This is a genomic window from Variovorax sp. DXTD-1 (assembly GCF_003984625.1).
Taxonomy (GTDB): Bacteria; Pseudomonadota; Gammaproteobacteria; order Burkholderiales; family Burkholderiaceae_C; genus Variovorax.
This window is the reverse complement of sequence record NZ_RWKH01000014.1, coordinates 82,505-102,500: the sequence shown is the minus strand read 5'-3', so window position 1 is coordinate 102,500 and position 19,996 is coordinate 82,505. Positions and strand designations below refer to the sequence as shown.

General features: G+C 64.0%; 17 protein-coding genes and 2 rRNA genes (1 of these 19 only partly in view). 6 read left to right on the top strand and 13 right to left on the bottom strand.

Annotated elements, in window-relative coordinates; genetic code table 11:
* Both EJI00_RS14895 and rrf read left to right on the top strand, forming a co-directional pair.
* Positions 1–1,776, top strand: a 23S ribosomal RNA gene (locus EJI00_RS14895); it begins 1,098 nt to the left of the window's first position.
* 142 nt (positions 1,777–1,918) lie between these two features.
* Positions 1,919–2,031: ribosomal RNA gene (rrf, locus tag EJI00_RS14890) — 5S ribosomal RNA — on the top strand.
* Positions 2,032–2,141: 110 nt separating this feature from the next.
* Here the strand turns inward: rrf and EJI00_RS14885 are convergent.
* From EJI00_RS14885 to hppD, 5 genes are all read right to left on the bottom strand, one after another.
* A complete protein-coding gene (locus EJI00_RS14885) occupies positions 2,142–3,071 on the bottom strand; it encodes an MBL fold metallo-hydrolase (protein ID WP_126748287.1) in 930 nt (309 codons plus the stop codon).
* Positions 3,072–4,763, bottom strand: coding sequence for an AMP-binding protein (locus EJI00_RS14880; RefSeq protein ID WP_126748286.1), 1,692 nt, complete (start codon positions 4,761–4,763; stop codon positions 3,072–3,074).
* 154 nt (positions 4,764–4,917) lie between these two features.
* Positions 4,918–5,799: a phenylalanine 4-monooxygenase gene (gene phhA, locus EJI00_RS14875; RefSeq protein ID WP_126748285.1), complete on the bottom strand. Its 882-nt coding sequence runs from the start codon at positions 5,797–5,799 to the stop codon at positions 4,918–4,920.
* Positions 5,800–5,815: 16 nt separating this feature from the next.
* Positions 5,816–6,610 carry a transporter substrate-binding domain-containing protein gene (locus EJI00_RS14870; RefSeq protein WP_126748284.1) on the bottom strand — a complete coding sequence of 265 codons (795 nt, stop codon included), beginning with the start codon at positions 6,608–6,610 and terminating at the stop codon, positions 5,816–5,818.
* Positions 6,611–6,638: 28 nt separating this feature from the next.
* Positions 6,639–7,766, bottom strand: a complete 1,128-nt coding sequence (gene hppD, locus EJI00_RS14865) for a 4-hydroxyphenylpyruvate dioxygenase (protein WP_126748283.1) — start codon at positions 7,764–7,766, stop codon at positions 6,639–6,641.
* 170 nt (positions 7,767–7,936) lie between these two features.
* Between hppD and EJI00_RS14860 the strand changes: the two genes are divergently transcribed.
* The 4 genes from EJI00_RS14860 to lnt all read left to right on the top strand — a co-directional run bounded on the left by EJI00_RS14860 (position 7,937) and on the right by lnt (position 11,805).
* Positions 7,937–8,410, top strand: coding sequence for an Lrp/AsnC family transcriptional regulator (locus EJI00_RS14860; protein WP_126748282.1), 474 nt, complete (start codon positions 7,937–7,939; stop codon positions 8,408–8,410).
* Positions 8,411–8,519: 109 nt separating this feature from the next.
* The gene (locus tag EJI00_RS14855) at positions 8,520–9,248 is read left to right on the top strand and encodes a GNAT family N-acetyltransferase (protein WP_126748281.1); all 729 of its coding nucleotides are present in this window, start codon (positions 8,520–8,522) and stop codon (positions 9,246–9,248) included.
* 89 nt (positions 9,249–9,337) lie between these two features.
* A complete protein-coding gene (locus EJI00_RS14850; protein ID WP_126748280.1) occupies positions 9,338–10,216 on the top strand; it encodes an HlyC/CorC family transporter in 879 nt (292 codons plus the stop codon).
* The gene (lnt, locus tag EJI00_RS14845) at positions 10,216–11,805 is read left to right on the top strand and encodes an apolipoprotein N-acyltransferase (protein WP_126748279.1); all 1,590 of its coding nucleotides are present in this window, start codon (positions 10,216–10,218) and stop codon (positions 11,803–11,805) included. The genes EJI00_RS14850 and lnt overlap by 1 nt, the downstream gene beginning before the upstream one ends.
* A gap of 16 nt (positions 11,806–11,821) precedes the next feature.
* Here lnt and EJI00_RS14840 read toward each other — a convergent pair whose 3' ends face one another.
* The 8 genes from EJI00_RS14840 to EJI00_RS14805 form a co-directional block, all read right to left on the bottom strand.
* A complete protein-coding gene (locus tag EJI00_RS14840) occupies positions 11,822–13,195 on the bottom strand; it encodes an FAD-binding oxidoreductase (RefSeq protein ID WP_126748278.1) in 1,374 nt (457 codons plus the stop codon).
* Between the two features lie 10 nt (positions 13,196–13,205).
* Positions 13,206–14,012 carry an ABC transporter permease gene (locus tag EJI00_RS14835; protein WP_126748277.1) on the bottom strand — a complete coding sequence of 269 codons (807 nt, stop codon included), beginning with the start codon at positions 14,010–14,012 and terminating at the stop codon, positions 13,206–13,208.
* Positions 14,009–14,839 carry an ABC transporter ATP-binding protein gene (locus EJI00_RS14830; RefSeq protein WP_126748276.1) on the bottom strand — a complete coding sequence of 277 codons (831 nt, stop codon included), beginning with the start codon at positions 14,837–14,839 and terminating at the stop codon, positions 14,009–14,011. Before EJI00_RS14830 ends, EJI00_RS14835 begins: the two co-directional genes overlap by 4 nt.
* Positions 14,840–14,849: 10 nt before the next feature.
* Complete coding sequence (locus tag EJI00_RS14825) at positions 14,850–15,830, bottom strand: ABC transporter substrate-binding protein (RefSeq protein WP_126748275.1); 981 nt, start codon at positions 15,828–15,830, stop codon at positions 14,850–14,852.
* Positions 15,831–15,906: 76 nt separating this feature from the next.
* Entirely contained in the window at positions 15,907–16,770 is an 864-nt protein-coding gene (locus EJI00_RS14820) for a creatininase family protein (protein WP_126748274.1), read from the bottom strand.
* 17 nt (positions 16,771–16,787) lie between these two features.
* Complete coding sequence (locus tag EJI00_RS14815) at positions 16,788–18,062, bottom strand: amidohydrolase family protein (protein ID WP_126748273.1); 1,275 nt, start codon at positions 18,060–18,062, stop codon at positions 16,788–16,790.
* Complete coding sequence (locus EJI00_RS14810) at positions 18,059–18,646, bottom strand: NAD(P)H-dependent oxidoreductase (RefSeq protein WP_126748272.1); 588 nt, start codon at positions 18,644–18,646, stop codon at positions 18,059–18,061. Before EJI00_RS14810 ends, EJI00_RS14815 begins: the two co-directional genes overlap by 4 nt.
* Before the next feature lie 113 nt (positions 18,647–18,759).
* Entirely contained in the window at positions 18,760–19,983 is a 1,224-nt protein-coding gene (locus EJI00_RS14805) for an MFS transporter (RefSeq protein ID WP_126748271.1), read from the bottom strand.
* Positions 19,984–19,996: the final 13 nt, after the last annotated feature.

Genomic DNA, 19,996 nt, shown 5'->3' with positions numbered 1-19,996 from the left:
GAGTCGTCCTGCGCGGAAGATGTAACGGGGCTAAGCCAGTTACCGAAGCTGCGGATTTGCAATTTATTGCAAGTGGTAGGAGAGCGTTCTGTAAGCCTGTGAAGGTGCGTTGTAAAGCGTGCTGGAGGTATCAGAAGTGCGAATGCTGACATGAGTAGCGTTAAAGGGGGTGAAAAGCCCCCTCGCCGTAAGCGCAAGGTTTTCTACGCAACGTTCATCGGCGTAGAGTGAGTCGGCCCCTAAGGCGAGGCAGAGATGCGTAGCTGATGGGAAACAGGTCAATATTCCTGTACCGATATATAGTGCGATGTGGGGACGGATCTTAATAGGTCATCCAGTTATTGGATTATTCTGGTTTAGTTGGATGTAGGCGTGCATTAGGCAAATCCGGTGCACATATACCGAGGCCAACGATCGAGCGGACTTGTCCGTGAAGTGACTGAACGAGGTTCCAGGAAAAGCCACTAAGCTTCAGCTATATACGACCGTACCGCAAACCGACACTGGTGCGCGAGATGAGTATTCTAAGGCGCTTGAGAGAACTCAGGAGAAGGAACTCGGCAAATTGACACCGTAACTTCGGAAGAAGGTGTGCCCTATTAGTGTGTAGTGAACAACGAAGCATGAATGGGTTGCAAAAAATCGGTGGCTGCGACTGTTTATTAAAAACACAGCACTCTGCAAACACGAAAGTGGACGTATAGGGTGTGACGCCTGCCCGGTGCTGGAAGATTAAATGATGGGGTGCAAGCTCTTGATTGAAGTCCCAGTAAACGGCGGCCGTAACTATAACGGTCCTAAGGTAGCGAAATTCCTTGTCGGGTAAGTTCCGACCTGCACGAATGGCGTAACGATGGCCACACTGTCTCCTCCTGAGACTCAGCGAAGTTGAAATGTTTGTGATGATGCAATCTCCCCGCGGAAAGACGGAAAGACCCCATGAACCTTTACTGTAGCTTTGTATTGGACTTTGAACAGATCTGTGTAGGATAGGTGGGAGGCTTTGAAGCAGGGTCGCTAGATCTTGTGGAGCCAACGTTGAAATACCACCCTGGTGTGTTTGAGGTTCTAACCTAGGTCCATTATCTGGATCGGGGACAGTGCATGGTAGGCAGTTTGACTGGGGCGGTCTCCTCCCAAAGCGTAACGGAGGAGTTCGAAGGTACGCTAGTTACGGTCGGACATCGTGACGATAGTGCAATGGCATAAGCGTGCTTAACTGCGAGACTGACAAGTCGAGCAGATGCGAAAGCAGGACATAGTGATCCGGTGGTTCTGTATGGAAGGGCCATCGCTCAACGGATAAAAGGTACTCTGGGGATAACAGGCTGATACCGCCCAAGAGTTCATATCGACGGCGGTGTTTGGCACCTCGATGTCGGCTCATCTCATCCTGGGGCTGTAGCCGGTCCCAAGGGTATGGCTGTTCGCCATTTAAAGAGGTACGTGAGCTGGGTTTAAAACGTCGTGAGACAGTTTGGTCCCTATCTTCCGTGGGCGCTGCAGATTTGAGGAAGCCTGCTCCTAGTACGAGAGGACCGGAGTGGACACACCTCTGGTGTATCGGTTGTCACGCCAGTGGCATTGCCGAGTAGCTAAGTGTGGAAGAGATAACCGCTGAAAGCATCTAAGCGGGAAACTCGTTTCAAGATGAGATCTGCCGGGGCCTTGAGCCCCCTAAAGAGTCGTTCAAGACCAGGACGTTGATAGGTCAGGTGTGGAAGCGCAGTAATGCGTTAAGCTAACTGATACTAATTGCTCGTGCGGCTTGACCCTATAACTTTGATCAGTCTGATCAAGGTGTTATGCCAAGTTGACGCATTCAAAATACATTCAAGCAGCGCAGTCATTGCGTGCTGATTCCAAACTCTATGAATTCGTTTGATTGATCACGTGATCAACCAGACAACAAGTTATGCCTGATGACCATAGCGACGTGGTACCACTCCTTCCCATCCCGAACAGGACAGTGAAACGCGTCAGCGCCGATGATAGTGCGGGTTCCCGTGTGAAAGTAGGTCATCGTCAGGCTCTTACAGCCAGGAAAAGCCCAACACAGCGTGTTGGGCTTTTTTCTTTTGGATTGATAAAAAGCGCGTCACCTCACCGTAACGCGCTTTTTTATTGCCGAGTGGCAAGCGTCAAGTATTTCGTATGAGCGCCGAATCGGTCTCGGCCGCACCGGCGGCGACCAATTCAGCCAAGATATCTTCGGCCAATTGATCCAGCTCCGTGTCTGCGAAGAAGCGCTCGCGGATAACACCGAAATATGACGCGCTCCGAAGCCAGTCGGTCCATTCATTCAGCGCAATGGACTGCACCTCGAGCAGCTTGAACTTCATCAGCACTTTGATGGCATGCCGTGCATGCTTCACCGGATCCCGCTGGAGCCCGTCAAGTCGACGGCGCGCGGTAGCCAGGGAATTGCTGACGTCAGTGAAGACGCGCCCGTGGCCAGGAACCACCTGAAGCGGCGCGAGCGCCTCGATGCGATCCAAGGTGACCGCGATATCTCCGAACGACGGCTCGCCTGCCAGTTCTGGAAAGGCGACACCAAAACCATTCTCCCAAAGGGCATCGGCCGAGATCAGTGTTCGCGAGACGGGGTCGAACAGAATGATCGAATGCGGATCGTGGCCTGGTGCGCTGTGCACCTGCCAAGCCCTGTCCCCGAGCATGCATTCCGTCCCAGGCCGCAGCAGCCCGTCGAACCGAAACCGTGGGCATACCTGTCCTGTCGCACGGAAGCTCAGGCCGCTTTCGTCCCACTGCTCCACAAGATTCGCCTCCCCAGGCGGAATCTCTGTTACCACCTTGGGGTAGTGCCGCTGCAGTGCCGCATTGCCGCCGCAGTGATCGCTATGCAGATGGGTGTTCAATATCCGATGGAGCGGCCGCGTCCCGAGCGTCGATTCGACAAGCGCCAAGGTTTGATCGGCATGCGTGGCATACCCGGTGTCGACCAGCGCGGTCTCGTCGGCCCCGACAAACAGAATGTTGTTCGATGAAAGCCAGCCGCGCTCGAAGACGACGAGGTTCGCCGGCAGCCCAGCCGCGGCGAGCTCGCTCACTCAGGCGCTCGCGCTGGTTCGAAGCTCACGGCGCAGGATCTTCCCGACATTGGTCTTCGGCAAGGTTTCCCGAAACTCGATGTGCTTGGGCCGCTTATAGCCGGTGAGCTGGCTGTTGCAGTACTGGAGCACCGCCTCTTCGGTCAGCGTCGGATCCCTGCGCACGACGAACACCTTGATCGCCTCGCCCTGCTTTTCGTCCGGCACGCCCACGGCGGCGCATTCGACAACGCCTGGGCACAGCGAGATCACGTTCTCGAGTTCGTTCGGAAAGACGTTGAAGCCGCTGACCAGGATCATGTCCTTCTTGCGGTCGACGATGCGGCTGTAGCCGTCTTCCTGCATGACGGCGATGTCGCCGGTGCGCATGAAACCGTCGGCTGTGAAGGCTGCCGCGGTTTCGGCCGGCTGGTTGTAGTAGCCGGTCATCACGTTCGGGCCCTTGATGCAGAGCTCGCCAGCCGTGCCGACGGGCAGGGAGTTGCCTTCATCGTCCTTGATGGCAATCTCGATGCTCGGCAGCGGCAAGCCGATGGTGCCGGTGAACTTCGTGTTCGACACCGGATTGTTTGTGCCGATCGCACAGGTCTCGCTCATGCCCCAACCTTCGATCATCGGGCAGCCGGTCGCTTCGAACCATCGCTGTGCCGTGCCCTCCGAGGCGGCCATGCCGCCGGCCTGCGACACGAACAGCGTCGAGAAGTCGATCGACTTGAACTGCGGATGCATCAGCAGCGCATTGAACAGCGTATTCACCGCCGGCAGCATATGGAAGGGACGCTTCTTGAGCACCGCAATGAACTTGTCGAAGTCGCGCGGATTGGGAATCAGCGTCATGTGCGAGCCCTGGCGGATGACCAGCAGGCACAGCGTCAGCGCGAAGATGTGATACAGCGGCAAGGCCGCGATGCTGTTGACCTTGGAGAGGTCGCCTGCCCGCGACAGTGCGGGCGTGAACCACGCCTCCGCCTGCAGGGTGGCCGCAACGATGTTGCGGTGGGTCAGCACCGCGCCCTTCGACAGACCCGTCGTGCCGCCGGTGTATTGCAGGAATGCGATCGAATCGAGCGTGCTCTGGACTGGACCGAGGGGCCGGCCGCGTCCCTCGGCAATGGCCTTGGAAAACTCCGTGACTGTGCGGCCGCCGCTCAGCGGCAGCTTGTAAGGCGGAACCATCTTGGCCAAGTGGCGAACCGCAATAGTGATCCATGCGCCATAGAGGCCGCCCAGCAAATCGCCCATCGAAGTGACGACGACATGCTTGACCGGGGTGCGCTCGATCACCTGCTCGAGCGTGGAGGCGAAGTTCTCGAGGATGACGATGGTCGTTGCGCCGGAGTCCTTGAGCTGGTGCTCGAGCTCGCGGGCCGTATAGAGCGGGTTGACATTCACGCAGGTGTAGCCGGCCCGGAGCACGCCGCACATCGTGACGGCAAACTGGGGCACGTTGGGCAGCATGATGGCCACTCGCGCGCCCGGCTCGAGGCCAAGCGACTGAAGCCAGGCGCCCAGCGCCTTCGAGAGCGTGTCGAGCTCTCCGTACGACATCCAGCGCTCCATGCAGACGGAGAACGGCCGCTCCGCGTAGCGGCCGAAAGCCTCGTCGAACATGTGGGTCAGAGACCGATACTGCTCGGGATTGATCTCGTGCGGCACGTCGGCCGGGTAGTTCTGTCGCGCGGATGTCTGCATGCAAGCTCCTTTGCGCGGATTGTGGGAGCCAGATGCGCCCGACCACTAGCGGGCTTGTCCTAGGGCAACGGCAAGCACTGTCGCGCGCGCGATAGCTGCGCGGCTTGGCCGGCCTCGGGCGGGCGTGGTGGCGCCGCCCCGGAAAGGAGCGCTCTCAGGCCTTGCCGGATTCACCCGGCAGCAGCACGCCGGCTTCGATGTCGGGCTCGACTTCGAGTGCCTTGTAGATCGGCGTGAAGTCGGGCGCCGTGAGTTCGAAGAGCTCCGCGAAGCTCTTGATCACGAAATAGTTAGCCTGGTAGGTGTCGATCTTGTAGCGCGTGCGCATGGCACGCAGCAGGTCCAGCGGAAGTCGGCGCGGCTCGTCGCTGAGCACTGCGTGCTTCAACTCTCCCACCGAGCTCAGGATGCCGGCGCCATAGGCGCGCAGGCCATCGGGCTGGCGAATCAATCCGAACTCCACCGTGTACCAGTACAGCCGCGACAGCTTTTCGCCGGCCCCCAGCTCGTGCGCCTTGATTCCACCGGCGCCATAGCGCTGCACATAGTCTGCAAACGTCGGGTCGAACAGCATCGGCACATGGCCGAACAGATCGTGGAACACATCGGGCTCGACGATGTAGTTGAACTCCTCGGGCTTGCGGATCCAGTCGGTCACCGGAAACTTGCGGTTCGCCAGCAAGGTAAAGAACGGCAGCTCTGGAATCAGCCCCGGCACCGCGACGATTTCCCATCCGGTGGCGCGATGCAGCCGCTCGTTGATTTCCTCGAAGCGCGGGATGCGGTCCTTCACGCCGAGCAAAGGCAGCGCCTCGATGAACGCGTCGCAGGCCAGGCCCGGCAACTGCGCGGCCTGCCGCTCGTACAGGCGCCTGTAGGTGTCGTGGTCGGCCGGCGTGTAGCTGGCCCAGTCCTGCGGGCAGGTGTAGTCGGCATGCACCGCGCCGCCGCGCGAGTAGTCGCCGCGCGGCGGGCGATCCGAAGCGCCGTAGACGGCAGGTTTGACGGCGGTGGCGGCGGCAGGGGTGTCGTCCATCAGGGTGTTTCTCTGGTTATTTGAGCCAGCGGTTCATCACGCGCTGGAAGTCGCCGCCGGCTTGCTGCAGATGCAGCCATTGGTCGACATAGGCCTTGAAGGCCACGTCGTCGCGCGGCAGCATCCAGGCCATTTCGCCGTACTGCAGCGGCTTCTCGGGGTTGATTGCGCAGAGCCCCGGCTTGAGCTTCTGCTGCGTGATGGCTTCCGCGGATTCGGTCACGAACACGTCGGCCCGGTTGGCAAGGATCTCGTCGAAGATCGTCACGTTCTCGCCGTGCAGCGTGAGCTTGGCCTGCTTGAAGTTGGCGCGCGCAAAGCGCTCGTTGCTGCCGCCCGGATTGAAGATGACCCGGGTGGAAGGCTTGTCGATGTCGGCCACGCTCTGGTACTTGGCAACGTCGGCGCAGCGTGCAATAGGCGCCTTGCCGTTCACCATGTAGGGTGCGCTGAAGAAGGCGCGCTTTTGCCGATCGGTGGTCACCGAAACACCGCCGACCGCGATGTCGCACTTACCGGCCGTGAGGTCGGGCAACAGGTTGGCCCAGGTGGTCTTGACCCACTCGGGCTTAGCGCCCAAGCTGGTGCTGAAGCCGGCCATCAAGTCGACGTCGATGCCTTCGAACGACCCGTCGGCCTTATGAAAGCTGAAGGGTCTGTAGTCGCCCGGCGTGCAGATGCGCAGCACGGCGGCCTTCTGCACCGTGTCCAGGTGCGACACGGTCGCGGGCGCGGCCGGCGCCATCGCGCAACCGGAAAGAACGGCGGCCGCCGCGATGAGGGTCAAGCCGATCGAAAACGTGCTGCGCATGGAGGCTCCTGGGCAATGAAAGAGGCGCTTATTTTGGGGCCGCCAGCACGCCTCGGCGCATCTGGTCGAGCTCGATGCTTTCGAACAGCGCCTTGAAGTTGCCGTTGCCGAAACCGTCGTCGCCCTTGCGCTGGATGAACTCGAAGAAGATCGGGCCGAGCTGGTTCTCGCTGAAGATCTGCAGCAGCAACGCGTCCTTCTTGCCGTCGATCAGGATCTTGCGCTTCTGCAGTTCGGCCACGCTTTCGCCGTGCCCGGGAATGCGCTTGTCGACCAGTTCGTAGTACGTGTCGATGGTGTCGAGCAACGTCACGCCCTTGGCGCGCAGCGCGTCGACGGTTTCGTACAGATTGTCCGAACCCATCGCAATGTGCTGGATGCCTTCGCCGCGGTACATGTCCAGGTACTCCTGGATCTGGCCCGCCTGCTCCTTGCCTTCCTCGTTGATCGGGATGCGGATCTTGCCGCACGGGCTGGTCATGGCCTTGCTCTTCACGCCCGTCACCTGGCCTTCGATGTCGAAGTACTTGATCTCGCGGAAGTTGAAGAGCTTCTCGTAGAAGCCGGCCCACACATTCATCCGGCCGCGGTACACGTTGTGTGTGAGGTGGTCGATATAGGTGAGGCCATTGCCCTTGGGTGCCAGCGCATCCTGCGAGGCCACGCCCGGCAGCGGCTCGAAGTCGACGTCATAGAAACCGATGTTGCCGATGTCGCCCGGCTTCGCGCCGTTCTTGCCGGGCCAGCGGTCCACCAGGTAGATCAGGCTGTCGCCGATGCCCTTGATGGCGGGAATGTTCAGTTCCCCCGGGCCCGCCTTGTCGGCAAAACCCCAAGCGCCCAGCCCAATCGCACGTTCATAGGCCTGCTTGGCGTCTTGCACGCGGAAAGCGATAGCGCAGACGCTCGGGCCGTGTTCGCGCGCAAAGCGCTGCGCGAACGAGTCGGGCTCGGCGTTCACGATGAAGTTGATCGTGCCCTGGCGGTACAGCAATACGTTCTTGTGGCGGTGCCTGGCCACAGCCGTGAAGCCCATGCGCTCGAACACCTTGCCCATGGCGACCGGATCCGGTGCCGCGTACTCGATGAATTCGAAGCCGTCGGTCCCCATCGGGTTCTCCCAGGGCGTGAAGGCGGGGGCGTCGGTATGGCTCATGGGTGGGTCTCCAGAAGTGGGTTCGAATGACAAGGAAATTGCGGTGCAGAAAAGCGAAAAAGCACGCGAGAGCGGCCTTTGCAGCAATGTAGGGCGGATGCCACTCATGTTTTCAGCGTTATTGGGCGCTGCGGGTGGCTATGGCGCAGTAAAACTGCAAAAATTCAGATATGGAAGCACTCGACAAGATTGATCGGCTCATATTGCGCACGCTGCAAGCAGACGGGCGCGCCACTTACGACCAGATTGCGGAAGAGGTCAGCCTTTCCCCCAGCGCCGTGCTCAGGCGGGTCAAGCGGCTGGAGGAAAGCGGCGTCATCGACCGTTATGTCGCCCTGGTTCGCCCGGAAGTCATAGGCCTTGGCCTCACCGCCTATTTGAATGTGCGGCTCGAAAAGCACACCGAAAGCCACAAGCGCAATCCCATGGACCTGTTCCGGGCCAGCGTCCAGACTTGGCCCGAGGTGGTCGAATGCGCCGCGCTGACCGGTGAGATGGACTACCTCTTGCGCGTGGTGGTCGCGGACATGGGCCACTACAGCCGCTTCATCATGGACACCCTGCTCAAGCACCCCAGCGTTGAAGACTGCAAGACCAGCTTCGTGCTCGACCGTGTCAAGGCCACAACAGCTGTGCCGGTTTAGCAACGGATCAGTTGCTTGAACAACACACCCTCTGGTATTGGTTCACGAATGAGAACTGGAAGTACACATTCAACCTTGGTGGTTAAGGGAAAACCCTTATATTTGAGCCATGCTCACCGCCAAGACCCTTTTTCAAGCGTCTCTCGGCCTCGGCTCTTTCCTGAAGGCGCCGATGGTTGAGGCACAACCGCGCGCGACCTTCGCGCCCCAGCCCGTCATGGTGCCGATCCGCTCGATCGGCCCGCGCGAACGCGACCGCATCGCGCGCCACCTGCTGGCGCTGACCCCCCATGACCGTTACCTGCGTTTCGGCTATGCCGCGGCCGACGAGCAGGTGCAGCGCTACGTCGACGGTCTCGACTTCGATCGCGATGAGCTCTTCGGCATCTACAACCGCCGCCTCGACCTGATCGCCATGGCCCATCTGGCCTTCGCGCCGGACGACCAGCACAGCGACTGCGCCGAGTTCGGCGTCTCGGTGGCGGCGCATGCACGCGGCCGCGGTTACGGGGCCCGCCTGTTCGAGCGCGCCGTGGTCGTGGCGCGCAACGAAGGCGTGGGCATGCTCTTCATTCATGCGCTGAGCGAAAACGCCGCCATGCTGAAAATTGCACGCAACGCCGGTGCCACCGTGGTGCGCAGCGGTTCGGAGTCGGAGGCGCATCTGCAACTGCCGAGCGCCACCTTCGACAGCCGCATGAGCGAAATTGCGCTCGAGCACTACGCGGCGGTCGACTACCACCTCAAGACCCGCGCCAAGCAGTTCTGGGCTTTTCTCGCCAGCCTGCAGGAAGTGCGCAGCGGCATGCGGGACGCACGCAGCAAATCTGCGCCCTGAATACCCGAAAAGGGCCTGTGACGGCCACGCGGTAGTGCCTGTCACACGCAATCCGGTATCCTTGTATCTCTTCAACTACGCCTCCCGCAGTGGCCGAACCTCACCCTGAACGCGCTCCCGTTGAACGGGAAGACAAGCGCGGCTTTCTCCAGAAGCTGGCCGAATTCATCCACCCCGGTCCCGACTCGCGCGACGAGCTGATCGAAACCTTGGCCGACGCCGAGGACAACGAGGTGATCGGCGCGGAGTCGCGCGTGATGCTCGAAGGCGTGCTGCGCATGGCCGACATGACGGCCGGCGACGTGATGGTTGCCGCCCCGCGCATGGACCTGGTGAACATCGACGCGCCGTACGACGCGCTGCTGCATCTCGTCATCGACACCGCGCACTCGCGCTTCCCGGTGTACGAGGGCGAAAAAGAAAACATCATCGGCATCCTGCTCGCGAAAGACCTGCTCAAGCTGCAGCGCGCGCCGGGCCTCAACATCCGTGCGCTGCTGCGTCCGGCCACCTTCGTTCCCGAGAGCAAGGGCCTGAACGATCTGCTGCGCGAGTTCCGCGGCAACCGCAACCACCTGGCCATCGTGATCGACGAGTTCGGCCGCGTGGCCGGCCTCATCACCATCGAGGACGTGCTCGAGCAGATCGTCGGCGAGATCGAAGACGAGTTCGACATTGCCGAAGACGAAGGCGACATCTTCGGCCTGGCCGACCATACCTATCGCGTCTCGGGCGACACGCCCATTGAGCGCGTGGCCGAGGCCTTCGGCATCGTCTTCGATGAAGAACAGCTGAGCGAAGACTTCGACACCATCGGCGGCCTCATCGCGCACGAGATGGGCCACGTGCCCAAGCGCGGCGAGCACCACGCCATCGGCGGCTTCGACTTCGTGGTGCTGCACACCAAGGGCGGCGCCGTGCGCTGGTTCAAGGTGTCCCCGGCCCGCGGCAGCGACGCGGCCGACTGATGCCGTTGCCCGCAGCGGCCACGCTCCGCACGTCACCAACCTTTTCCGCCGTGGGCCTGCTGCGCCTCCTCGGCTTCGCTTTTGCCGGTCTCGCGCAGGCCGCCGCCATTGCCTGGCCCGCGAACGGCCACCCGCTGTGGTGGCTGCAGCTCATCTCGCTGGCCGTGCTCGTCGGCCTGCTGGACCGGCTGCGCGCCGAAGGCGCCGGCTGGCGCCGCGCCGGCCTGTATGGCTGGGTCTTCTCGACGGCCTGGCTCACCGGCAGCTTCTGGTGGCTCTTCATCTCGATGCATACCTACGGCGGGCTTCCGGCGCCGCTCGCGGCCATCGCGGTGCTCTCGCTCGCGGCCGCGCTCGGGCTCTATTACGCGGTGGCCTGCGCCTGGTTCGTCGTTCGCGGGCCGCGCGGGCCTGTGGCCGGTGCCCTGGTGTTCGCGGCGTTGTGGACCTTGGCCGAGCTCGTGCGCGGCAGCTGGTTCACCGGTTTTCCGTGGGGTGCCGGCGGCTACGCGCACGTCGAGGGACCGCTGGCAGCGTGGGCTCCGTGGATTGGCGTGTACGGTATTGGTGCGGTCGCCGCCATCGCAGCCGCGCTGGTCGCGCTCACACGGCCCGCGCGCACCGCGGCGCTCGCGCAGTCGCTGGTAGTGATCGCCGCCGTCTTCGTGGCGCCGCACCTGGTCAATCCGCTGCCCGCCGAGGCACGAGGCGAAAAAGGTTCCAGCGGCAAGCTGCAGATGGCGCTGCTCCAAGGCAACATCCCGCAAGACGAAAAATTCATCCCCGGCGGCGGCATCGACCTGGCGCTGCGCTGGTACGGCGAGCAGCTGCGCGATGCCAAGGCTTCGCTCGTGGTCACGCCCGAAACCGCATTGCCGCTGCTGCCGCAGCAATTGCCCGCCGGCTACCTCGAAGCCATCCAGGCGCGCTACAGCCAGGGCGCGCAAGCCGCGATCGTCGGGCTTCCGATGGGCGGCCAGGGCACCTACAGCAATGCGGTGCTCGGCTTTCAGCCCGGCGCCGCGCAGCCCTACAGCTACAGCAAGCACCACCTCGTTCCCTTCGGCGAGTTCATTCCGCCAGGCTTTCGCTGGTTCATCCGCATGATGAACATTCCGCTCGGCGACTTCGCCCGCGGCGGGCTCGCGCAGGCGCCTTTCGCCTGGCAAGGCCAGCGCATCGCGCCGAACATCTGCTACGAAGACTTGTTCGGCGACGAGATCGGCGCCAACTTCAAGAACGAGGCCACGGCGCCGACCATCCTGCTCAACGTGAGCAACATCGCGTGGTTCGGCGATTCGGTCGCCATCGACCAGCACCTGGCCATTTCGCGCATGCGCTCGCTCGAATTCGCGCGGCCGATGGTGCGAGCCACCAACACCGGCGCAACCGTGGTGATTGACGCCGAAGGCCGCGTCACGCACCAGCTGCCGCGCCTGACGCGCGGCGTGCTCGAGGCGCCGGTCGAAGGCCGCAAGGGGCTCACGCCCTATGCGCGCTGGGTGGCGCCGTTCGGGCTCTGGCCGTTGTGGATTTCGGCGCTGGCTGTCGTCGCCATTGCCTTCGCGCTGCGCCGCCGCAACGGCTGACGCAGGGCGATCGTCGTCAGGCTGTTGCCGGCACCGCCTTCACAGGCCAGCCGCGCAGCTTGCCCGGATTCAGCAGCCCCAGCGGATCGAAGCGCTTCTTCATCTCGATGAACTCGGGCGGCAGCGGCCCACCGGCCTTGCCGTCTTCCACAATGTTCACGTGCGGGTTGTTGATGTGCACGTTGTGGGCACGGTGAATGTCGATGATTTCCGAGAGCCTTTCTTCGGTGCTGAAGCGCACCAGCTGAAGCCCGCTGCAGGTCATGAGCCCCGCCACGTTGCGGATGAACTCGATGTGCATCATCACCTCGCCGCCGAGCAGTTTTTCCATCTCGATGATCTGCTCGACGTGCCGACCGGGCACGAAGCCGCTCTGCAGATAGGTCAGCGTGGGGTCGATCTTCAGCGCATGCAGCGTGGTGTGGTTCCAGGTGAACTCCATCAGCGTGCGGTTGCTCTTCTGCACTTCGGCCCCCGTCTTGCGGTAGCTCACGGTGCCGCCGTGCGCTTCGGCCAGCATGAGCATCGCCGGTTCGCAATACTCCGCCACCAGCGACAGCACCGTGTGGCAGCCCTTGGGAAGGTGCGCCGCGAGCTGCGCCAGATGATCGGAAATCGGCGCGGCAAAAAAAGCGATCTCCCGCTTCACGATTCCGGGCGCATTCGCGAGCTTGTCGGCGAAGTGCAGTGCGTCTTCAAGCTGGTCGAAGGTCACCAGCGTTTCGAGCCAGGGATGTACCGGCGCGAGCGCGACCTCGAGCTCAAGTACCAGCCCGTTGGTGCCCCACAGGTGGTGCATGCGCATGGCCTCGGCGCCGCGCAGTTCGACCATCTGCGGCTCGGGCTCGATGGTCATCGCGCGAATGCCGAGCACGTTGCCGGGCGCACCGAGCGGTCCGTAGTTGATAGAGCCCACCCCACCGAAGCCGCCGCCGAACAGGCCGCCCAGCGTGGCGCTGCGGTAGGTGGAAGGCACGCAGCGCATCTCCTGGCCTGAAGGTTTCGTCTGCTTCTCGAGCTCGCCCAGGCGAATGCCGGCTTGCGCGCGCGCCACGCCGGGCTTCACCCAAAGAAAGGCGTTGTAGCCCGTCATGTCGAGCACCACGCCGCCCGCGAGCGGCGTGGTCTGGCCGTAGTTGCCGGTGCCGCTGCCGCGGAGGGTGATCGGCACGCCGCGGCGCGCGCAGGCGCTCACCACTGCGCGAATCTCGTCCTCGGTGCGCGGACGCACGACCACGTCGGCGCGTTTGTCTTTCAGCTGGCGGTTCAGCACCGGGCTGAACCACGAGAAGTCTTGCGACAGCCGCGTCACCCGGCTTTCGTCGGTGATCCAGTCGAGCTCGGGCAGTTCGAGCAGCAGCTGTTCGATGGCGGAAATGGAAGCGTTCATGGTCAAGGGTTCAATCCTGGGAAAGTTCGCTCGCGTGCCACGAGCCCAGCGCCAGCTTGGTGAGCCAGGCCATCAGCACGAAGAGCGCGACACCGGTCAGCGAAATGAGCAGCAGGGCCGCGAACATGCGCGGAATGTTCAGCTGAAAGCCGGCCTGCAGGATCTGATACGCCAGCCCCGCGCCCGAGCCGCCCGTGCCGGCCACGAATTCGGCCACCACGGCGCCGATCAGCGCGAGGCCGCTCGAAATGCGCAGCCCACCGAAAAAGTAAGGCAGCGCGCTCGGAATGCGCAGCCGCACCAGCTGCTGCCAACGTGTGGCTCGGTTGAGCTTGAAATAACTCTGCAGGTCGGGATCGATGCTGCGCAGCCCGAGCGTGGTGTTGCTGATGATCGGGAACAGCGCCACCAGCGCGGCGCACACCGTCATCGCCGCCACGGGGTTCTTCACCCAGATGATGATGAGCGGCGCCACCGCCACGATGGGCGTCACCTGCAACAGCACCGCATACGGAAAGAGCGCGGTCTCGATGCGCTTGCTCTGCACGAAAAGAAACGATATCAGCACGCCCGCGACCGTGGCCAGCGCGAACGACAGCAGCGTGATCTTGAGCGTGACGAGCAGCGCATTGCCGAGCGGCGTCCAGTCGGTGACGAGCGTCTGCACCATTAGGATGGGCGAGGGCACCAGGTATGGCGGCAGCTCCATCGCCACCACCATCCATTGCCACAGCGCGACCAGCACCACGCCGATGAGCACGGGGTAGAGCACGCGCTGCACGCGCGGTTGGCTCAGAAGGGGCGTGCTCTTTTTCATTGCGCATGCTCCTCGTCGCCCTGGCTCGCGCGCAGCAGGCTGTCCTGCAGGCGCCTGGCATGGCGCGCGAATTCGGGCGTCACCATGAAGTCGGGTGTGCGCGGATAGGGCTCGCCGATGTGGAACTGCTCGACCACGCGGCCAGGCCGCGCGGCCATCATCACCACGCGGGTCGAGAGAAACACCGCCTCGTGGATCGAGTGCGTCACGAAGATCACCGTGAGCTTCTTCTTGCGCCACAGGTCGAGCAAGTCTGCATCGAGCTTGTGCCGCGTGATCTCGTCGAGTGCGCCGAAGGGCTCGTCCATCAGCAGCAGGTCAGGCTGCGTCACGAGGCCGCGCGCAATCGAAACGCGCATCTGCATGCCGCCTGAAAGCGCGCGCGGCAATGCATCGGCAAACTTCTCCAGTCCCACCAGTGCAAGCGACTCCATCACGCGCGCATCGGCCTCCTTGCGCGGAACGCCGGCCAGGTCGAGCGGCAGCCGCACATTGGTGCGCACGCTGGCCCACGGCATCAGCGTGGCCGACTGGAACACGAACGACAGCTTGTGCGGGCAGCTGTGGATCTCCGCCACCGGCTTGCGCCAGACGAGCAGCCGCCCGTCGCTCGGCTCGAGCATGCCCGCGATCATTTTCAGCAGCGTGCTCTTGCCGCAGCCCGAAGGCCCCAGCAGCGTGACGAATTCGCCTTCGGCAATCGACAGGTCCACCGGCAGCAGCGCTTGCGTGCCGTTGGGATAGGTCTTCTCGGCCGAGAGCACTTCCACCGCGGGCACGGCAGGCACCCCGGGCGGCGCAAGGGTGTGGGGTTCGATGCGGTTCATGGCGCAAGACTCAAGGCAGTACCTTCGCGTCCTTCACGAACTCGGTGGTGTAGGTCTTCGCGAGCTCCACCTTGGCCGGGTCGAGCAGCTTGGCGCTCACGAGAAAGTCGTAGCTCGCCTTTGAACGTGCGTCGGTGATCACGCCGATGCCGAGCTTGGCCGCGTCGCCGCCGGTGATCATGCCCATCTCCTTGAGCTTGGCGACGCTGTAGGCCAGCTGGTCGTCGGTCATGTTGGGGTTGTCTTTCTTGATCAGCGCGTTGGCGGGCGCCGGGTCGGCGAGGTAGCTCTTCCAGCCTTCGGCCGAGGCTTTCACGAAAGCCGCCACCTGCTTGCTGCGGTCCTTCACGGTCTTTTCCATGCACGACACCGTGGTGGCGTACGCAGGAAAGCCGTGGTCGCTGAACATCAATACCGTGCTCTTCACACCCGCTTTCTGGATCGCATAGGGCTCCGACGTCAGGTAGCCCTGCTGCGCGGTGTTCTTGTCGGCCACGAAGGGCTGGATGTTGAAGGTGTAGGGTCGCGTCTGTTCGTCGGTCAGGCCGAACTTGGCCTTGAGCCATGGCCAGTAGCCGCGGTTGGCTTGCGCGCCGATCAGCAGCGTCTTGCCTTTCAGGTCTTCGAACTTCTTGACATCGTCGTGCGCAATCAGCACCTGCGGGTCCTTCTGGAAGAAGGCCGCCACGTTGACCACCGGCACGCCGCCTTCGCGCACCTGCATCATCTGGATGTCGCTCGAGCCCATGATGCAGTCGGCCTGGCCCGCAGCCATCATCTGCGTGATGTTGACCTGGGGGCCGCCCATCTTGATGGTCACGTCGAGCCCGTGCTTCTTGTAGATGCCCTGTGCCACCGCCTGATAGAAGCCGCCATGCTCGGCTTGCGCGTACCAGTTGGTCATGTAGGTGAACTTCTCCTGCGCCGATGTGGCGGTGGAGAACAGCGCGAGCGCGGCGGCGCCGGCCATGGAAAGAGCGAAAGAACGCATGCTGGGAACCTCTCGAGGCTGGTGGAAGAACAGTTGAAGAAGAAGGAAGCCGATGGGCCGATGCAAGGAGCGGGCCTCAGGCGGGCTCGAACGATTGCTGGATGAACCCCTGCTGGTGGCCGCGCTCCCAGGTCGCCTCTTCGCGCATAAGCCATCGCAGCGCATGCAGCTCGGTCAGTGCCTGCACCCAGCTGTCGGAGAGCGTGTCCAGGATCTCTTCGCCCTGTTCACGCGTCGCACTGGTCGGGTCGCCGATCACGCCGCTCGGGCCGAAGTCGCGCGCAGTCCATGCGCAGGCGGGGCGGCCGTCGGCCGACAGCAGCTTGATCGGGAACGGCGGCGGAAAGTTGGCTGCCGCGCGCTCCATGTGCACCGTGTCGGGCGCGAGCGCGAGCATCAGCGCGGTCTCGGAATGGCCGGCATGCATCGACAGGCGCTTTTCCTGCTCGCTGATCTGCTTGCTGGATGCATTCGGCAGGCGCGAGACGCCGTGCGGCACCACCACGAAGTCGCCGTGCCGCAGGCGCAGTTCACGCGCCGCCATCTCCAGCACCTGCGGCTGGCCGCCGTGGCCGTTGGCAAAGAGCAGCTTCCGAAAGCCCGCGCGGTAGACCGATTCGCCAATCTCGGTCACCGTCGACAACAACGTGGTGCCGGTGAGCGTCATGGTGCCCGGAAAGTGCAGGTGCTCTTCCGACTTCCCATAGGTGATGGTCGGCAGCGCGAAGGCGCGCACTTCGGGCGGCAGCTTTTCGAGCGCCTTGCCCATCACACCCGAGGCGATCACGCTGTCGACCGAGCAGGGCAGGTGCGGACCATGCTGTTCGATAGCGCCACACGGCAGCACGATGACCGTGTTCTCGCGATCAGGCAGCGCGGCAATTTCTGTCCAGCTCAGGTAGGGCAGGAAGCGATGGGGCGGTATGTAGCCGTGGAGCATGGGAGGTCCTTGGTTCTTTAGCGGGAATGAAAAAGCGACGCGTCGCCGTGCGTGACGCGGCCGTCGCGCAGCACCACGCGGGTCGCGCTGCGCGAGGGCCAGCCGTGGCGGTCGGCCTGGGTGAACAGCACCAGGTCGGCCTTGGCGCCGACGAGCGTGGGCGCCGCCGTGGCCGGCCCGCGCTGAAGCCAGTCGCCGCGGCACAGCGCCTGCGACCAAGTGTCGAAAGGTTCGTCGAGCTGCGCCACCAGCGCGGCGGTGCCCAGTGCCTCGACCGGGTCGAAGCTGCCGAGCCGGCAGAACGGGTCTTGCACGTTGTCGCTCGCAATCAGCAGCGGAATGCCGCGTTCGCGCGCCTCCTTCACCAGCGTGATGCCGCGCATGCGCGGCGTGCGGCCCGTGACGGCGTCTTGCAGCAGCAGGTTGGTGGCGGGCAGCGACACCACGGTGATGGGCGCGCGCGCCACCGCGTCGAGCGTGGCAAAGGCCTGGGCCTCCGGCTGTGCGGCCAGCGCGCAGATGTGGCCGCACACCACGCGGCCTTCGAAGCCGATCTCTCGCAGGATGCGGGCGGCCGTCTGCAAGCCGACCGCTGCCGGATTCAGTTCTTCGTCGACATGAAGGTCGACGTCCAGGTCGCAGGCCTGCGCCGACACCAGCAGGTTGCGCAGCGCGCGTTCGCTCCAGTTGGTGGAGTGCACAAAGCCGCCCAGCAGCGCTTGCGGCCCGGTGGCCTTTACCTGCTGCGCGAGCCGCATTGCCTGTGCCGCATCTTCAAACAGCGGCAGCTTGATCAGGCTGACCTGCTCCAGCCGCACCTTGCCAGCCCATTCCTGTGCCAGTTCGGCCATCACCGGCCAGGCGAGCGGCACCGCATCGGGCTCCCACCAGTCGACATGCGTGCGCACATGCGTGGTGCCGTATTCCCACGCCCACTGCAGGCCGCGAGAGGCGCGCTCGCGCACGTCGGCGGCGCTCCAGTGCACGCGGTCGTTCAGCATCGCGTCGATGGCGCCAAGCAGGCCGGGCTGCACCTCTTTCATGCGTGGCAGCGTGAACGCCTTGTCGAGGTGCGTGTGCGCATCTACAAAACCGGGGAGCACCAGCGTCCCGGCAAGGTCCCAAGCCTGCGGGGAAGCCGCGATGCCATCGGACGCGGGCCGCACCGGCTGCACGCGCCCGGCTTCGAGTTCAATGCGGGCCAGCACCGGCACGCCGCCTTGCTGCGGCCAGTCGGCGGGCAGCAGCCAGCGCGGCAGCCGAGCGTTGTCGAGAAAAGCGGGCGCCATCATGCGAAGCGCGCCATTGCGGTGCCGACCCGCGCCATGAAGCGTTTGAGCTGGGGCTCGGTCGCCACGTTCATGTGGTAGTGGGCGTGGTAGTCCACCCTGGCGCGCCGGCCGGTAAGCCGCAGCATGTAGCGCGTGACGATCTTGCGGGGCGGATCGCCCATGTACCAGGCCATCCAGCGCGGGCGGCCATAGGTAACCACGGCGCTGATGCGCTTGATGTGCGTGAGCATCGGCTTCACGTTGGCCGGGTCGCTGATGTCGAACGCCACGCCGGGCATGAAGAGCCGGTCGAAGTAGCCCTTCAGCATCGCCGGCAAGCCGAAGCACCAGGTCGGAAAGCAGAAAACGATGCCCTCCGCCCACTGCAGGCGCTCCACATAAGGCTTGAGCGGCAACTGGTTGTGCGGCACGTCGTGGTAGCCCAGCCGCTCCTCGCGCGAAAGCACCGGGTTGAAGCCCTCGGCGTACAGGTCGCAGTCGTCCACCTCGTGCCCGGCCGCGCGCAGGTTCTTCAGCACCTCCTGGTGCAGGGCCGCATGGAAGCTGGTTTCGACCGGGTGGCAGTAGACGACGAGCACGCGCATGGTGTTTGACCGCTTAATCAGAGCAAGTGGTCAGGCTATGCAAGCGGCGTGCCAATCCGGATGCACCGGAGTGGTGAGGCGGGAGTCTTGTCCCGCGGCTCAGAGGTTGGCGGCTACGCCGCCTTGCCTCGCCAGAGCCGCACGCCCAGCCCCACTGCGGCCGTGCCGGTTGCCAGCCAGGTCACACCGGCCCAGCCCCACTGCGCGAGCGCCAGCGCACCCAGCGCCGAGCCGGCCGCCATGCCGATGAACATGCCGGTGAACAGCACCGCGTTGAGCCGGCTGCGTGCACCGGGCTCGATGCCGTAGACGATGGTCTGGTGCGCGATCAGCGCCGCCTGCATGCCCAGGTCGAAGCCGATTGCGGCAAGCGCCAGCAGCCAGAGTTGCGCATGCGGCGGCAGCAGCGGCGCAAACCCCATGGCCGCGAACGACACCACCACCAGCCCCGCGCCGAGCCGCGTCACCAGTTCGGGCCCGCGGCGGTCGGCCAGCCTTCCGGCCAGCGGCGCCGCCAGCGCGCCCGCGGCGCCGGCCAGGCCGAAGGCGCCGGCAGCCGCGCTGCCCAGGTGGAACGGCTCGCCGTGCAGCATGACCGCCAGCGTCGACCAGAAGGCGCTGAAGCCCACTGCCAGCAGCGCCTGCGCCAGCGCAGCGCGGCGCAGGGCGCCGTGGCGCGACCACAGCGTGCCCAGCGATCCGAGCAGCGCGCCGTAGCCCAGGTGCGTGGTTGGCCTGAAACGCGGCAGGCCGCGCCAGGCGGCCGCGCCAATGAGCGCGATGCTGGCTGCCGCCGCAATGAACATCGCGCGCCAGCCGAAGTGCTCCGCCACGAAGCCGCTCACCACCCGGGACAGCAAGATGCCGAGCAGCAGCCCCGTCATCACCGTGCCCACGGTCTTGCCCCGCGAGGCTTCGGGCGCCAGCGTGGCGGCGGCGGGAACGATGTCCTGTGCCATCGTCGCCGCCAGGCCGATGGCCAGGCTGGCCGCGAGCAGCATGCCGATCGACGGCGCGGCCCCGGCCACCAGCAGCGCGGCGCACAGCGCGGCCGCCTTGGCCAGCACGATCCGGCGCCGGTCGTAGCGGTCGCCCAGCGGTGCCAGCAGCAGGATGCCCAGCGCGTAGCCAAGCTGAGTGAGCGTGGGAATGAACCCTACCGACCGCGCGGAGGCGCCGATGTCCGCGCCCAGCACGCCGAGCATCGGCTGGGCGTAGTAGAGCGAGGCCACGGACAGCCCGGCGCCCGTGGCGAGCAGCAGCACCAGCGAGGCCGGCAGGTCGCGTGTGGCCGGTGCAGTGGCATCAGATGCATGCGTCTGTTGAATGAAAGACATGGCGTTAACCCTT

What these genes read in the sequence shown, in the direction of transcription:
- EJI00_RS14805 (WP_126748271.1), bottom strand. Translation starts at nt 19,983, where the DNA reads ATGTCTTTCATTCAACAGACGCATGCATCTGATGCCACTGCACCGGCC.
- EJI00_RS14820 (WP_126748274.1), bottom strand. Translation starts at nt 16,770, where the DNA reads ATGCTCCACGGCTACATACCGCCCCATCGCTTCCTGCCCTACCTGAGC.
- EJI00_RS14880 (WP_126748286.1), bottom strand. Translation starts at nt 4,763, where the DNA reads ATGCAGACATCCGCGCGACAGAACTACCCGGCCGACGTGCCGCACGAG.
- lnt (WP_126748279.1), top strand. Translation starts at nt 10,216, where the DNA reads ATGCCGTTGCCCGCAGCGGCCACGCTCCGCACGTCACCAACCTTTTCC.
- EJI00_RS14855 (WP_126748281.1), top strand. Translation starts at nt 8,520, where the DNA reads ATGCTCACCGCCAAGACCCTTTTTCAAGCGTCTCTCGGCCTCGGCTCT.
- EJI00_RS14860 (WP_126748282.1), top strand. Translation starts at nt 7,937, where the DNA reads ATGGAAGCACTCGACAAGATTGATCGGCTCATATTGCGCACGCTGCAA.
- EJI00_RS14835 (WP_126748277.1), bottom strand. Translation starts at nt 14,012, where the DNA reads ATGAAAAAGAGCACGCCCCTTCTGAGCCAACCGCGCGTGCAGCGCGTG.
- EJI00_RS14815 (WP_126748273.1), bottom strand. Translation starts at nt 18,062, where the DNA reads ATGATGGCGCCCGCTTTTCTCGACAACGCTCGGCTGCCGCGCTGGCTG.
- hppD (WP_126748283.1), bottom strand. Translation starts at nt 7,766, where the DNA reads ATGAGCCATACCGACGCCCCCGCCTTCACGCCCTGGGAGAACCCGATG.
- EJI00_RS14810 (WP_126748272.1), bottom strand. Translation starts at nt 18,646, where the DNA reads ATGCGCGTGCTCGTCGTCTACTGCCACCCGGTCGAAACCAGCTTCCAT.
- EJI00_RS14870 (WP_126748284.1), bottom strand. Translation starts at nt 6,610, where the DNA reads ATGCGCAGCACGTTTTCGATCGGCTTGACCCTCATCGCGGCGGCCGCC.
- EJI00_RS14825 (WP_126748275.1), bottom strand. Translation starts at nt 15,830, where the DNA reads ATGCGTTCTTTCGCTCTTTCCATGGCCGGCGCCGCCGCGCTCGCGCTG.
- EJI00_RS14840 (WP_126748278.1), bottom strand. Translation starts at nt 13,195, where the DNA reads ATGAACGCTTCCATTTCCGCCATCGAACAGCTGCTGCTCGAACTGCCC.
- EJI00_RS14830 (WP_126748276.1), bottom strand. Translation starts at nt 14,839, where the DNA reads ATGAACCGCATCGAACCCCACACCCTTGCGCCGCCCGGGGTGCCTGCC.
- phhA (WP_126748285.1), bottom strand. Translation starts at nt 5,799, where the DNA reads ATGGACGACACCCCTGCCGCCGCCACCGCCGTCAAACCTGCCGTCTAC.